At 63.1% G+C, this 13,474-nt stretch carries 12 protein-coding genes and 1 pseudogene; 10 read left to right on the plus strand and 3 right to left on the minus strand.

The window, feature by feature from the left end; translation table 11 throughout:
* Positions 1–221: 221 nt before the first annotated feature.
* Both AC0C6X_RS26060 and AC0C6X_RS26065 read right to left on the minus strand, forming a co-directional pair.
* Positions 222–902 (minus strand): ABC transporter ATP-binding protein, encoded by a 681-nt coding sequence (locus AC0C6X_RS26060; RefSeq protein ID WP_246304540.1) that lies wholly within the window; start codon positions 900–902, stop codon positions 222–224.
* Entirely contained in the window at positions 874–1,848 is a 975-nt protein-coding gene (locus AC0C6X_RS26065; RefSeq protein WP_247960791.1) for an ABC transporter substrate-binding protein, read from the minus strand. Before AC0C6X_RS26065 ends, AC0C6X_RS26060 begins: the two co-directional genes overlap by 29 nt.
* Before the next feature lie 202 nt (positions 1,849–2,050).
* Between AC0C6X_RS26065 and AC0C6X_RS26070 the strand changes: the two genes are divergently transcribed.
* The 10 genes from AC0C6X_RS26070 (at position 2,051) to pqqE (ending at position 11,841) form a co-directional block, all read left to right on the plus strand.
* Entirely contained in the window at positions 2,051–3,817 is a 1,767-nt protein-coding gene (locus tag AC0C6X_RS26070) for a PQQ-dependent methanol/ethanol family dehydrogenase (RefSeq protein ID WP_247960790.1), read from the plus strand.
* Between the two features lie 113 nt (positions 3,818–3,930).
* Positions 3,931–4,620: a response regulator gene (locus AC0C6X_RS26075; protein WP_246304542.1), complete on the plus strand. Its 690-nt coding sequence runs from the start codon at positions 3,931–3,933 to the stop codon at positions 4,618–4,620.
* A 103-nt stretch (positions 4,621–4,723) separates the two neighbouring features.
* On the plus strand, positions 4,724–5,875 hold the full coding sequence (locus tag AC0C6X_RS26080; protein WP_173519309.1) for an FIST N-terminal domain-containing protein: 1,152 nt from the start codon (positions 4,724–4,726) through the stop codon (positions 5,873–5,875).
* Entirely contained in the window at positions 5,872–8,064 is a 2,193-nt protein-coding gene (locus AC0C6X_RS26085; protein ID WP_247960789.1) for a PAS-domain containing protein, read from the plus strand. The genes AC0C6X_RS26080 and AC0C6X_RS26085 overlap by 4 nt, the downstream gene beginning before the upstream one ends.
* 83 nt (positions 8,065–8,147) lie before the next feature.
* Positions 8,148–8,588 (plus strand): pseudoazurin, encoded by a 441-nt coding sequence (locus AC0C6X_RS26090; RefSeq protein WP_247960788.1) that lies wholly within the window; start codon positions 8,148–8,150, stop codon positions 8,586–8,588.
* Between the two features lie 133 nt (positions 8,589–8,721).
* A complete protein-coding gene (pqqA, locus tag AC0C6X_RS26095) occupies positions 8,722–8,823 on the plus strand; it encodes a pyrroloquinoline quinone precursor peptide PqqA (RefSeq protein WP_173519312.1) in 102 nt (33 codons plus the stop codon).
* A 9-nt stretch (positions 8,824–8,832) separates the two neighbouring features.
* Positions 8,833–9,720, plus strand: coding sequence for a pyrroloquinoline quinone biosynthesis protein PqqB (pqqB, locus tag AC0C6X_RS26100; RefSeq protein WP_247960787.1), 888 nt, complete (start codon positions 8,833–8,835; stop codon positions 9,718–9,720).
* Positions 9,717–10,487: a pyrroloquinoline-quinone synthase PqqC gene (pqqC, locus tag AC0C6X_RS26105; protein WP_247960786.1), complete on the plus strand. Its 771-nt coding sequence runs from the start codon at positions 9,717–9,719 to the stop codon at positions 10,485–10,487. The genes pqqB and pqqC overlap by 4 nt, the downstream gene beginning before the upstream one ends.
* A complete protein-coding gene (gene pqqD / locus AC0C6X_RS26110; RefSeq protein ID WP_173519315.1) occupies positions 10,484–10,756 on the plus strand; it encodes a pyrroloquinoline quinone biosynthesis peptide chaperone PqqD in 273 nt (90 codons plus the stop codon). Before pqqC ends, pqqD begins: the two co-directional genes overlap by 4 nt.
* Positions 10,753–11,841: a pyrroloquinoline quinone biosynthesis protein PqqE gene (gene pqqE / locus AC0C6X_RS26115; protein WP_472955971.1), complete on the plus strand. Its 1,089-nt coding sequence runs from the start codon at positions 10,753–10,755 to the stop codon at positions 11,839–11,841. The genes pqqD and pqqE overlap by 4 nt, the downstream gene beginning before the upstream one ends.
* A 389-nt stretch (positions 11,842–12,230) precedes the next feature.
* Here pqqE and AC0C6X_RS26120 read toward each other — a convergent pair.
* A pseudogene (locus AC0C6X_RS26120) lies at positions 12,231–13,464 on the minus strand (SfnB family sulfur acquisition oxidoreductase).
* Positions 13,465–13,474: the final 10 nt, after the last annotated feature.

Raw genomic sequence — 13,474 nt, forward strand, 5'->3', positions numbered from 1 at the left:
CCAGCTCGACGACAACGGCCTTGGCAACCACGAAGACCCGGACGCCGCCGCCGACTGGGACCGTCGCGCTGCGGAGGCCGGCGCCCATTGGCGAGCTCAACTGCGGGCTCAACCTGATGCGCGGGGCGTGGTTTCGTCGAACACCAGGCGCTCGGCCGCCGGTTCGTCGATGAGGCAGCGAAGAGCAGTCTTCCAACCGCACGGCGTGTCAACGAGACCGGCTACGATCTCGACATCGTGACGCCCGATACTGGCAACTGGAAATATGCGCCGGCCTTCTGGCGGTCCTCGACGAGCCGCGCGGGCCGCCCCTCAAGCCGCAGGACGCGTCCGGCCAACCGCTCGGCCTCGGCCCGCACATGCGTAACGAGCAAGGTCGCACAGGGGCGTGCTTCGATCAGGCGTTCGAACAGGGCCATCATTTCCGATGCCAGAGCCGGATCGAGGCTGACGAAAGGCTCGTCCATGAGAAGCAGGTCAGGCGCGCAGGCGAAAGCGCGGGCAAGCGACAGCCGCCGCTGCTGGCCGAGGGAGAGCATACCGGGAAAACGATCGCCAAGCCCCGCCAACCCCACATCCTCCAGCCAGTGCCACGCCTCCTTTTCGCCAATACGCCCGACGATGGTGAGATTCTGGATGGCCGTGCGCCAGGGCAAGAGCACGGGCTCCTGAAAGACCATGGCGATCCGTTCGCTCGTTTCACACCGGCCGTCAAAGGCGCGGTCGAGACCGGCGATGATGCGCAGCAGCGAGGTCTTGCCGACGCCGGACGGGCCGGTCAGCGCTACCGTTTCACCCGGAAGCAGCGAAAGCACCATCCGGCCGAGCAAATGGCCCGGCCCGCCGCGTTCGAGATCAAGTCGGAGAACCGGCTCAGCTGCCGGGATGAAGGAAAACGCCATCGGGAAGTTCCTTCAGGTCCCCGACGAGATCGGCGCCGCCAAGCTCCGTCATGAGAGCGAGCATCCGGGCAGCCGCCTGTTCATCGACCGCGCCTGTTTTCGGTGTTCCGGCCAGAAAGCCGGCCTTCAGCGCCTCGAATTCCACATCGTTCGCCGCCTTCATCATCGAGCGAATGCGCTCAAAGGCGGCAGGATCGGAGGCGAGCTTTTCCTTGGCGGCACGGGACGCCGCCGCAATCGCTTCGCCAAGACCAGGATGTGTCTTCAGCAACTCGCCGCGCACGACATAGCCGACGAGCGGCGTTTCCGGATCAAGCCCCAAGGCTTTTGTGGCCTGGTCGATGGTCAGCAGCGGACGCATGCCCGCCGCCTGCATTCGGGCCCCGAAGTTCCAGAAGTTCAGGGCGGCCTGCACCTCGCCATCAAGCGCCGCCTTGTAGACCAGCGGCGGTGCGGCAAAAACCTGCTCCGTCGAGCCGGCGAGATCAAACCCCTCCACCTTCTGCGCATAGGCGCGCAGGATCAGCCAGCTCTTATCGATCGGGCTGCCGGCAACACCGATCTTCTGCCCCTTGAGGTCTCCCAACGCCTTGGCCGCGCCGTTGGCCGGCACCATCAGGCCACCGACAGCACGGGAATAGGGAATGAAGACGAGATCACGGCCAGCGGCGCGCTCGCGCGCCACCCAGAGCCAGTCGGAGACGATCATGTCGACCTGGCCGGCAACGAGCGCGATCTGTGCCGCCGGCGCACCGGCGACGTCGCTCACCTCAAGGGAAAAGCCGGTCGCTTCGTCGAAACGGTAGTGGCGGATCGTGTCAGCTTCCCAGTTGACCGTGCCGGAAAGCTGCAGCGCGGCGCGCACCACCGGCGTTTCGGCCAGCGCCGGCGCAAAGGATAGAAGCGCTGCGGCTGCGGCGCTGGCGAGCGATTTCAGGATTCTCATGGGCTCCTCCTCCCTGATCGGATGAGGCTAACCGCTCCTCCTTGGCGCCGATATACGACCTATTGACAGGGGTCGAACCCGTGCGACCCTCGGCGAAACCGGCATTTTACGACCAAGGTACAATTCAGTCGTTCCGCAACTGCGCCGATGATCCCAATCGTGGAGCCCGCGTGCTGCTGCGGGCGTGGAGTGGGAGGATGCCATGAGGAAACTCGTTCTGGCCGCGATCGCGGCCCTCACCTGTTCAAGCGCCGCTTATGCCGGCGTGACCGAACAAGATCTTGCCAAGGACGCCGAAACCGTCGGCGACGTCCTGACCAACGGCATGGGGCGCAACCTGCAGCGCTTTTCGCCGATGGAGACGCTGAACACCAAGAACGTCAAGAACCTGATGCCCGCCTGGGCCTTCTCGCTTGGCGGCGAAAAGCAGCGCGGCCAGGAAAGCCAGCCGATCATCTATGACGGCATCATGTACATTACCGGCTCCTATAGCCGTCTCTATGCCATCGACGTCAAGACCGGCAAGGAAGTCTGGCAATACGACGCCCGGCTGCCGGAGGGCATCCTACCCTGCTGCGACGTGGTCAATCGCGGCGCTGCCATTTACGGCGACAACATCTATTTCGGCACACTCGATGCGCGCCTTGTCGCGCTGAACCGCAAGACCGGTGATGTCGTCTGGAGCAAGAAGCTCGCCAACTACAAGGAGGGCTATAGCTACACCGCAGCACCGCTGATTGTGAACGGTCTCGTTGTGACCGGCAATTCCGGAGGCGAGTTCGGCATCGTCGGCGAGGTGCAGGCACGCAATGCCGAGACCGGCGAGCTCATCTGGACCCGCCCCGTGATTGAAGGTCACATGGGCACCTTCAAAGGCAAGGAAAGCACGATGACCGGGACGCTGAACGCGACCTGGCCAGGCGACATGTGGAAGACCGGCGGCGGAGCAACCTGGCTCGGCGGCTCCTATGACGAGGACACCAAGACGCTCGTCTTCGGCACAGGCAATCCCTCGCCCTGGAACAGCCACCTGCGCAATGCCGGCAAGCCTGTCGAAGGAAACAAGGGCGACAATCTCTATGCCGCCTCGCGCCTCGGCATTGATCCGGAAAACGGCGAGATCAAATGGTACTTCCAGACGACACCCCGTGAAGGCTGGGACTTCGACGGTGTGAACGAGGTCGTTCCCTTCGTCGACAAGGACGGAAACAAGCGCTTCGCCACCGCCGACCGCAACGGCTTCTTCTACGTGCTGAACCGCGAGGACGGCAAATTCGTCTCAGCCCATCCCTTCGTGAAGAACATTTCCTGGGCGAAGGGCATCGACGAGACCGGCCGCCCGATCTACAACGAGGACAACCGTCCGGGCGATGCCGCTGCGGCGGCGGACGGCGCCAAAGGCCAGCAGGTCTTTGCCGTGCCCTCGTTCCTCGGCGGCAAGAACTGGATGCCGATGGCCTATAGCCCGAAGACGGGCCTGTTCTACGTGCCCTCAAACGAATGGGGCATGGACATCTGGAACGAGCCGATCAGCTACAAGAAGGGGGCTGCCTATCTCGGCGCCGGCTTCACAATCAAGCCGCTCTTCGAGGACCATATCGGCAGCCTGAAGGCGATCGATCCAAACACCGGCGAGATCAAGTGGGTGTACAAGAACGGCGCTCCACTCTGGGGCGGCGCGATGACCACGGCCGGTGGCCTCGTCTTCTTCGGCACGCCGGAAGGTGATTTCATCGCGCTGAACAACGAGACGGGCGAGGAACTTTGGAAGTTTCAGACGGGCTCGGGCATCGTCGGCCAGCCGGTGACCTGGGAACAGGACGGCGAGCAATATGTCTCGATCATCTCCGGCTGGGGCGGCGCCGTTCCGCTCTGGGGTGGGGAAGTCGCCAAGAAAGTCAATTATCTTAATCAAGGCGGCATGGTCTGGACCTTCCGCCTGCCAAAACAGCTGGCTTCGCTGAACTGAAATTTGGAGCCGGGCGAAAACGCCCGGCTTTGCTGCTTTTGCTCTGGCCAATAGGCCGATGAAGACGGACGAATTCAATGCTAAGCTATCGCCAGCCCTATCGGGAATTTCGCATGTTGCCAGTTCTTATACCGCAAAAGCCTGTGCGTAAGCTGACATCGGCGCTGATCGTTGACGATCACCCCCTTTTCTGCGACGCGCTGGCGATGACACTGACAGGGCCGGTCGGTATTCCGGACGTTCAGGCCGTCGGCACGCTGGAGGCCGCGCTCACGCGACTTGCCACGTGCCCGCTGCCCGATGTCGTGGTGCTCGATCTCAACCTTCCCGACGTCAACGGGCTCGACGGCGTGGTGCGCCTGCGCCAAGCTGCTCCGGAAACGCCGATCGTCGTCGTCTCGTCCTTGGACGAGGTGCGCATCGTGCGCGCCGCGCTGAAAGCCGGCGTCAATGCTTTTGTGCCGAAGCACGCATCGCGCGAAGAGTTCCGCGAGGCATTCTCCGTCATCGCGCGTGGCGAAATCCACGCCAGCCATCTCACGCTTGAGGGATCCGTCCCGCCGAGTCTGTCAGAGGAAGCGGTCAAGCGGCTGGCGCTCTTGACGCGGCAACAGGCGCGTATCTTGCAACTCGTCTGCGCCGGGCGCATGAACAAGCAGATCGCCTACGAGCTTTCGATCGCCGAGACGACGGTGAAGGCGCATGTTACCGCGATCATGCGCAAGCTCGGTGTCCAGACGCGCATGCAGGCTGTGCTCTTCGCGCAAGAGGCAAGTTTCAACACGATGATCACGGACGCTTGAGGCTCTAAGACCATCGGCTAAGAATCGCATTCCACGCTGGCGCCGAGGCGCGCCGAATGGTTTAAAATAGAGGACGGGGGAACGGCGGAGGAGGCCATCGCCCGTGGACGAACATTACGTATCGCGTGCGCTCGTTTCCGCGCACGAGACCTGCCCTGTCGAGCACCTGGCGAAAAGCCTTGGCCCCGGCCCCTTTTCACTCGTGCTGCTCTTCGTGTCGCCCGAGGCGGATGTATCGTCCGCCGTTACCGAGGCCCGAAGGGTCTGGAAGGGCGCGAAGATTGCCGGCTGCACCACCGCGGGCGAGATTTCCGGCGATGGTTATGACGAAGAAAGCATTGTCGCCGTCGGTTTCCATGCCCGCCACTTCGCCGCCGAGACCTTGCTAGTCCCCGACCTCTCGAAACTCGTGGCAAGCGACCTTTCCGACACGCTACTGCACATCCGTCAGGCTCTGGCCCGCGACCATGGCCACCTGCCGGAAGAGTTCGCCCTCCTGTTTGTCGACGGGCTTTCGGCGCGGGAGGATGAGCTTGCCTCCGCGCTGGCAGCGGCGACCGGCGCGATGCCGCTGATTGGCGGCTCGGCGGGCGACGGCACGCGTTTCCGCGAAACGCTGGTCTTTGATGGCAAGCAACTGCTCGCCAATGCCGCCGTCATCTCCATCATGCGGGGCGCCTGTCCGCTGCGTCCGTTCAAGATGGACCACATCAAGCCGACCGAACGGCGCATGGTCGTGACGGATGCGGATCCGCAGGCCCGGATCGTGCGGCGCATCAATGCCGAACCGGCGGTAAAGGAATATGCCCGCCTCATCGGCATGCAGCCGGAAAGCGTCAATACGCTGACCTTCGCCATTCATCCGCTCACCGTGCGCATGGGCGAACGTCACCACGTTCGCGCCATCCAGCGCGTCCTGCCATCGGGCGAACTTCTGTTCTTCTCTGCAATCGACGAAGGCATGGTGCTGACCATCGCCGAGCCGCACGACCTCGTCGGGCACCTCTCGGCGGAACTGAAGGCGCTCAAGCAACCGGCCAATCCCGTTGCCGTGTTAGCCTTCGACTGCATCCTGCGCCGCATAGAAGCGCAAGAACGGCAGATGATCGGCCCCGTCTCGGAACTCTTAAGCCAGCATGGCGTCATCGGCTTTTCCACCTATGGTGAGCAGATCGGTCCCATGCATATCAACCATACGATGACAGGCTTTGCCTTCTACCCGCCCGGCACCGTCTTTTCGGAAAATGCCCCATGAACGATCGCCTTTCCGATGGCCTGTTCGATCCTGCCGATGGCGAGGCCCGCAACCTCGAAAAGATGCTCGTCATCGCCGACGCTCTAATGCGTCATGTCGAGCAGAACACCGGCGATCGGAGCGCCGCCTTCGAACAGTTCCGCCGCGCGGCCATGCTGGAGGAGCGGGTCCGCCAGCGAACGCGCGACCTCGAAGCGACGCTGAAGCTGCTCAACGAGGCTAACAGCGCGGCCGAGCGCGCGCGCCGCGACCTGTCGCAGGCCATCGAGGCGATCGAGGAAGGCTTCGCACTCTTCGATCCGGCAGAAGTCCTCGTGCTGTGCAATTCGCGTTTCTGCCGCGATCTTGCGGATGTGCGCCCGAAACTGTCGCCAGGTATCACGTTTGCAGATTATGTTGAAACGGTCAGCCGCTCTGTGAAACTCGCGCTGCCGCGGGGCGTGACGCCGAAGAGCTGGGCGGCCGAGCGCATGCGGCTGCACCGGGCACGGCAGGTCTTCAATGTCGGACTTTCCGGCGACCGCTGGCTCCAGGTCAGCGAGCAGCGCACCGCTGATGGAGGCACCGTCATCCTCCAGACAGACATTACCGACCTCATCCGCATGGAGCGTTCGGAACGCGGCAAGCTACTCGACAACCAGGCCCGCATGATCCGCGCCACCCTTGAGCACATCAATCAGGGCGTCGGCATCTTCGACGCCAACCGCCGCCTCGTCGGCTGGAACAGCCGGATCGCGCAATTGCTGGATATTCCACCGCGCCTCCTGCGGCTGGGCGTCCCGTTCGAGCTGCTGGCAAACCATATCAACCAGGCCATTACCCTCGGCGACGGCTTTTCCGGTGCCGCGCTGCGCCAATGGATTGACGGGGATTTGCAGCGCGGACCGCTCTCCTTCGAGATCATGCACGCATCTGGCATCATCCTTGACGTCTTCGCCCAGGAAATGCCGGGCCGTGGTTTCGTCATGTCCTTTGCCGACGTAACGCGCGAGCGGCACGCAATCCACGCAATGATCCGCGCCAACACTTCGTTGGAGGCGCGGGTCGCCGCTCGGACCGGTGATCTTGCTGCCGCCCTTGCCGAAGCCGAACGCGCCAACTCCGCTCGCGTCCGCTTCGTTGCGGCCGCGAGTCACGATCTGCTGCAACCACTTTCCGCCGCCAAGCTCTTCGTAGCTGCTGCAAGGGATGACGCGGACGCGACGCCGATGCGGGGAACGCTGGAAAAGGCGCACAATGCGCTTGTGAGCGTCGAGGGTATCCTCGGGGCACTGCTCGACATTTCGCGATTGGAAGCGGGTGGTGCTGCGATGGATGTCGGTCCAGTGCCGCTCTCCCTGCTCCTGAAGCAACTCACCGACGAATTCGCCCCCGTTGCCGCCCGCAAGGGCCTGCGACTTAATATCCTCCCCTGCGAACTCACCGTTTTGAGCGACTCGACCTATCTGCGCCGCATCCTGCAGAACCTCATCAGCAACGCCATTCGCTACACCGCGAGCGGCCGTGTCCTCGTCGGCCCACGCCGCTCGAACGGGCAGGTGCGAATAGAGGTCCATGACACAGGACCTGGCATCGCGGCGGACCAGCAACAGTCGATCTTTCGCGAGTTCCATCGCGTCCAGGGTTCCGCCTCGGCCTCCGAGGGGATGGGGCTCGGCCTTGCCATTGTAGAAAGAGCCTGCGCCCTGCTCGGTCATAGGCTTGTGCTGCGCTCGGACCTCGGGCGCGGCACGTGTTTTTCCGTTGAACTGAAGCCGGTGGCGCAGCATGCCTGTCCGAACTACGGCGAAGTAGCGCCGGTCATCCCGGAGGAACCGGGCGGAAACAGCGACCGGATCGCCCTTCTCGTCGAAAACGACGTGGACCTGCGCCGGGCGATCGCACTGTTGCTGGAGCGACGCGGTGTCAGTGTCTTGGAAGCGGGCAGCGGCGAGGAAGCGCTCTCGCTCCTGGAGGAGATCGGCATCGTGCCCGACCTCTATCTCGTCGACCAGCAGCTCGACGGCGCGTTTACCGGCATCGAAACGGTGGAAGCGCTGCATGCCGAATATGGCGAGCGCCCAACCCGCATCCTGACCGCCGACCGCAAACCGCAGACGCGCATGGCCGCCGAAGCCGCTGGAATCGAGATCCTGTACAAGCCGATCGCCGCTGATGCGCTGGAAGCCTTCGTGCTCCACGCCAGCTAACGCTCTCGTCCGCCACCAAGGTCGCATTGCGACACCAGCCGCCCCATGGGACATCCCTTCCACCTGAACTGGAGGAGATGGACATGAAGAAATTTCTGGCTTCGGCAGCCCTGGTGATCCTTGCAAGCGGCACCGCTGATGCCGCCGAGCACATGATCAAGATGATGAACAAGGGCGAGAGCGGCAACATGGTCTTCGAACCCGCCGCTGTGGCCGCGCAACCCGGCGATACCGTTCACTTCATCCCCACCGACAACAGCCACAATGTCGAGGGCATCAAGGGCATGCTTCCGGACGGCGTAAAACCCTTCAAGAGCAAGGTGAACGAGGAATATGTCCTGAGTGTCACCGAGCCGGGCTATTATGGCGTTAAATGCTCACCGCATTTCAGCATGGGCATGGTGGCCCTTATCCGCGTCGGCGATGGTTCGCCGAATGCCGACGCTGCCAAGGCGGTCAAGCTCCCCGCCAAGGCGGGCGAGCGCATCAAGGCCGCTTTTGAGACCCTGGCAACCGCGAAATAGGCGCAAGACCTCGGTTGCCGGGCAGCTCAACCCCAACTGCTCCGTGAACACCGAGACCTTGGTCGCATTGTCGAGACACCTGCAAGAAGCGCAAGCTGACACCGTGGCCGTTCACAGTTGGAGGAGAAAAGCTATGGCTTGGAAGAAACCCGTTATCAAAAACATCGCCTGCGGCATGGAAATCAACATGTATGGCCCGTCGGAAGATGAACCGCGTCCGGACCATCCGTTCTGAACCGGAACAATGCGTATCGTCATACTCGGGGCAGGCGCCGGTGGCGGCCTGCCCCAATGGAACTGCGGCTGCACCCAATGCTCCGCCGCACGGCGGGGGCTGATCGCTCCGATGACGCAGAGCACATTGGCCGTCAGCGTCGATGGCTCGACCTGGGCCTTGCTCAATGCGTCGCCGGATCTGCGTCAGCAGCTCGCCACCTGGCCGGCGCTACACCCGACCAGCCTTCGCGGCAGTCCGGTGAAGGCCGTAGTGCTGACCAATGGCGATGTCGATCACATCGCGGGCCTGCTGACCTTGAGGGAAAAGACCGGCTTCACCCTCTACGCCACCGACGCAACGCATCAGGTTTTGTCCGAAAACACGGTGTTCGGCGTGCTCGATCCGGTCCTGGTGCGGCGGGAGACCGTATTTCTGGACCATCCCTTCAGCCCGCTACCGGGCCTGACGGTCACCGCCTATGCCGTTCCGGGAAAGACCCCTCTCTACCTGGAAGGCGAAACGCCGGAATTGGAGGCGATGGGCGAACAGACCGTGGGGCTGCGCCTGCAAGCCGGCGGACGCGAAGCCCACTATGTTCCAGGCTGCGCCGCCCTCCCCGACTGGCTCGTGGATCACCTCTCGCAGGCGGCCGTGGTGCTGTTCGACGGCACGGTCTGGAGCGACGATGACATGCCGCTCTCTGGCACCGGCGCCAAGACCGGCGTGCGCATGGGGCATGTGGCGATGCGCGGGCCCGCCGGTTCGCTCGCGCGCCTCGGCCCGCTGCAAGGTCGGCGCATCTATACGCACGTGAACAATACAAATCCGGCATTGATGCCCGACAGCGAGGCCCGCGCAACGATCATGGCCGCCGGATGGGAAATCGCCAACGATGGCATGGAGATCGTCCTTTGAACCTGACCCCGAAACAGGAAGACTGGCCCCTGAGCCGCGCGGAATTCGAGGCGCGGCTGCGCCGTGTCGGCGAGGAGCGCTATCACGACAAGCACCGCTTCCATGACAGACTACACGGCGGAGCTTGCACGATAGATGAGGTCCAGGCCTGGGTGATCAATCGCTGGCAGTATCAGTGCTCCATTCCCATGAAGGATGCCGCGTTCCTGTCGCGCTGCCCTGATCCGGATCTGCGGCGCATCTGGCGCTCCCGCATCGAGGATCATGACGGCGGCACCGAAGACGGCGGCGGGATCCGACGCTGGCTCAGACTGGCCGAGGGCGTCGGGCTGGATCCCGCCTATGTCGCCTCCGGCCGCGGCGTGATGCCGGCCACGCGTTTCATCGTCGACGCTTATATCCGCTTCGTGCGCGACGAGCCGCTCATCGCCGCGATGGCAAGCTCGCTCACCGAGATGTTTGCGCCGGCGATCCACACGCAGCGAATTTCCGGCCTGCTGGAACATTATGATTTTGCCGATCGCGACACGATCGCCTATTTCCGCCACCGCCTGAACGAGGCGCCGAAGGACGTACGTTTCACACTCGATTGGGTCTTGACCCACGCCGTAACCCGCACCGAGCAGGAGGCGGCTATCGCGGCGCTGACATTCAAGACGGATGTCCTGTGGGCGCAACTCGACGCGCTGTGGAGCAGCTATGTCGATGGTCACATCCCGCCCGGCGCCTGGCGGCCCGGCGAGGCGCAACGGACAATCCGCCCATGACGACCGATCCCGTTCCCCTTCTGCCGCGCGGAACGCGCCTGCATCATGACCGCGTCCGCGACACAATGGTGCTGCTCGTCCCGGAGCGGGCGCTGCTGCTCGACGATATCGGTGCTGCCATCCTTCGGGAGGTCGATGGCCGCTCCACGCTCGGCGCGATCTCCAGCCGTCTCGCGGAGCGCTACGGCGCACCGAAGGCAGACGTCGCATCCGACGTTCGCGATTTCCTCGACGGCCTCGCCGGCCAGCGATTGGTGGATTATCAATGACGGACCGCCCTGCCCCACCGATCGCCATGCTTGCGGAGCTGACGCATCGCTGCCCCCTGTCCTGCTCCTATTGCTCCAACCCGCTGGAGCTGACGGAACGGACGCGGGAACTGACGACTGAAGGCTGGATCGATGTGTTTCGCCAAGCTGCCAAGCTCGGCGTGCTGCAATTGCACTTGTCCGGCGGCGAGCCGGCATCGCGGCGCGATCTCGAAATTTTGGTGAAGGCGGCGCGGGACGCCGGCCTCTATGTCAACCTCATCACATCGGGCATCGGGCTGACGCCGACGCGTCTCAATGCCCTGGAAACCGCCGGGCTCGACCATCTCCAGCTGTCACTGCAGGCGACGACCGCCGACAAGGCCGACTGGATCGGCGGCTACAGGGGAAGCTTCGCGCGCAAGCTTGCTTTGGCAGAAGAGGTCCTTCGGCGTGGCATTCCGCTGACGGTCAATGCCGTCATGCACCGGCACACGATCGATGATGTCAGGACAGCGATCGATTTCGCTGCCAATCTCGGCGCGCGGCGTATCGAGGTCGCCTGCGTCCAGTTCTATGGCTGGGCGCTTGTCAACCGCGATGCGCTTCTGCCGACCCGCGCCCAAGTAGAGCAGGCAAAGGACGCGGTGGCCGAAGCCCGACTCGTCTATGCCGGCCGGATGATGATCGACTTCGTCCCACCGGATTATTACGCGGATTATCCCAAGGCCTGCATGGGCGGCTGGGGCTCGACCGGCATCAATGTCGCGCCCGATGGCACGGTCCTGCCCTGCCATGCCGCCGCGACGATTCCCGGCCTCGTCTTCGACCGGGTCACCGAAAAACCCCTTTCGGCGATCTGGTATGACGGAGCGGCCTTTAACGCGTTTCGCGGCCATGCCTGGATGCAGGAGCCTTGCCGGAGCTGCGCCCGTCGCGATCATGATCACGGAGGCTGCCGCTGCCAGGCCATGACCCTCGCCGCCGACCCCACCGCCACCGACCCGGTCTGCCGCCACGCGCCTGCCCGACCTGCCGTCGATCACATTCTCGAGCAGCAGGCTCCGTCGGTATCAGCATTCATTTATCGTGGCAGCAAGCGTTAACTGACGAGCGTGGCCAACGCCGCCAGAGAAAAGACCGATTTTCGGCGTGCGTTGCGTTGGCGATATGAGGCACTTCATCCACGTCGCCGATCCGCCAAGTGAAGCTACGAACCAACTCCGATGAACCAGCCAAGCCGCGCGCACCTGCATGCAGGCTAATAACGACGGCCCAACATCTCTGGATGGGCGATTGAAACTGCCTGTGAGACTTACAAGCCGAAGTGTGGACATGTGGATCCTCCAATTTGGCTCAATAATTCTCCATAAACTTTGTGGATTAAAGAAATCCGCCACTCTTTCCTGAGCAATTTGTAGAAAAGAACGCTCATGCCAGCGCGGCAGGCGTGAAGCTGGAGTGCGTCCGATGGGGCGCGCTCCAGCCTTTGCGTTCAACTCCAGGCGTGAAGGGGCGGGTTCTCCCCGTTCAGGAAGTACTTGCCAAGAATGGCGTATTTCCAGCGCACCGGGTCATGGAGCGTGTGCGTCCGGGCATTGCGCCAATGTCGGTCAAGATTGTGCTCGGCCAGCGTCGAGCGCGTACCGGCCAGTTCGAAAAGCTTGTTGGTGGCAGCGATAGCGATTTCCGTCGAGAGGATCTTGGCTTCCGCAGTCGTGATCTGGGCTTGCGCCACCGTCTCGATCGTCGGGTTTGCCACCGCACGGTCGATCGCATATCCGGCTTTTTCAAGCAGTGCCTGCGCCGCGTGGAGCCTCAGCGTCAAATCCCCGATCGGGATCATCCCAGGCGTTTTCGAGACCGCTGTCCACCCAGGCGCGGCTCTTCGTGCGGACGAAGGAGACTGTCTCATCGATCGCGGCCTGGGCAATGCCGGTATCCACCGCAACCTGGATGATCTGAAAGATTGCACCGTCGGCCGTCGGAACGTCATAGCCCTTGTACCCTGGAACGAGGTGCGACTTCGCCACGTTGACGTTGTCGAGAATGACCGTGCCGGAAAGTGTCGTGCGCTGGCCGAAGGAAGACCAGTCATCAACGACAGTCAGACCCGGGGCATCACGTTCGGCAATCGCGTACCAGGCGCGTCCCTCATCGTCGAGTGCGACGATCGGCACCAGATGAGCAAGGAGGGCTCCGGACGAATAGAACTTCCGACCGTTGACGATGACATGATCGCCTGCATCGACGAATTTGGTCTCGAAATCGACGGCGCGCTTGGAGCCGAATTCCGAGAAGGCGTTGCCGAACCGCGTGCCGCGAAGGACTTCGGCAAAGAGGAGTTTCTGCTGTTCTTCATCGGATACGGTGCGGATCGCTGCAACCACGCCGAGATGGTTCTGGGCGATCTGGCCAATCGAGGGGTCGGCTGCGGAAATGATCTCGATCACCTTGGCGAGTGTCGCGTAGGAGACTTCCGGGCCGCCGAACTCCTTCGGCACGTTGATCGACCAGAGCCCACTCTGCGAGAAGGCATCAAGTTCGCGCACCGGCCAGATCCGCTCGCGGTCGCGCGCCGCTGAACCTGGACCGAATTCGGCAGCGAGCCTTTTCGCCACTTCAATCGCCTCGGCATCGCTCTTGATCACGTGGGCCGGCTCGCTTGGGCGCGCCACTGCCGGGACGCCTCGGGCCGCATCCTGAGTCTTGATGTTGGAAATGGTCATCCTGTTGCTC

The sequence above is a fragment of the Ensifer sp. VA4 genome (assembly GCF_055710065.1).

Excerpts from the sequence above, each read along its gene's own strand:
- AC0C6X_RS26060 (WP_246304540.1), bottom strand. The coding sequence starts at position 902 with ATGGCGTTTTCCTTCATCCCGGCAGCTGAGCCGGTTCTCCGACTTGAT.
- AC0C6X_RS26065 (WP_247960791.1), bottom strand. The coding sequence starts at position 1,848 with ATGAGAATCCTGAAATCGCTCGCCAGCGCCGCAGCCGCAGCGCTTCTA.
- AC0C6X_RS26070 (WP_247960790.1), top strand. The coding sequence starts at position 2,051 with ATGAGGAAACTCGTTCTGGCCGCGATCGCGGCCCTCACCTGTTCAAGC.
- AC0C6X_RS26075 (WP_246304542.1), top strand. The coding sequence starts at position 3,931 with ATGTTGCCAGTTCTTATACCGCAAAAGCCTGTGCGTAAGCTGACATCG.
- AC0C6X_RS26085 (WP_247960789.1), top strand. The coding sequence starts at position 5,872 with ATGAACGATCGCCTTTCCGATGGCCTGTTCGATCCTGCCGATGGCGAG.
- AC0C6X_RS26090 (WP_247960788.1), top strand. The coding sequence starts at position 8,148 with ATGAAGAAATTTCTGGCTTCGGCAGCCCTGGTGATCCTTGCAAGCGGC.
- pqqA (WP_173519312.1), top strand. The coding sequence starts at position 8,722 with ATGGCTTGGAAGAAACCCGTTATCAAAAACATCGCCTGCGGCATGGAA.
- pqqB (WP_247960787.1), top strand. The coding sequence starts at position 8,833 with ATGCGTATCGTCATACTCGGGGCAGGCGCCGGTGGCGGCCTGCCCCAA.
- pqqD (WP_173519315.1), top strand. The coding sequence starts at position 10,484 with ATGACGACCGATCCCGTTCCCCTTCTGCCGCGCGGAACGCGCCTGCAT.
- pqqE (WP_472955971.1), top strand. The coding sequence starts at position 10,753 with ATGACGGACCGCCCTGCCCCACCGATCGCCATGCTTGCGGAGCTGACG.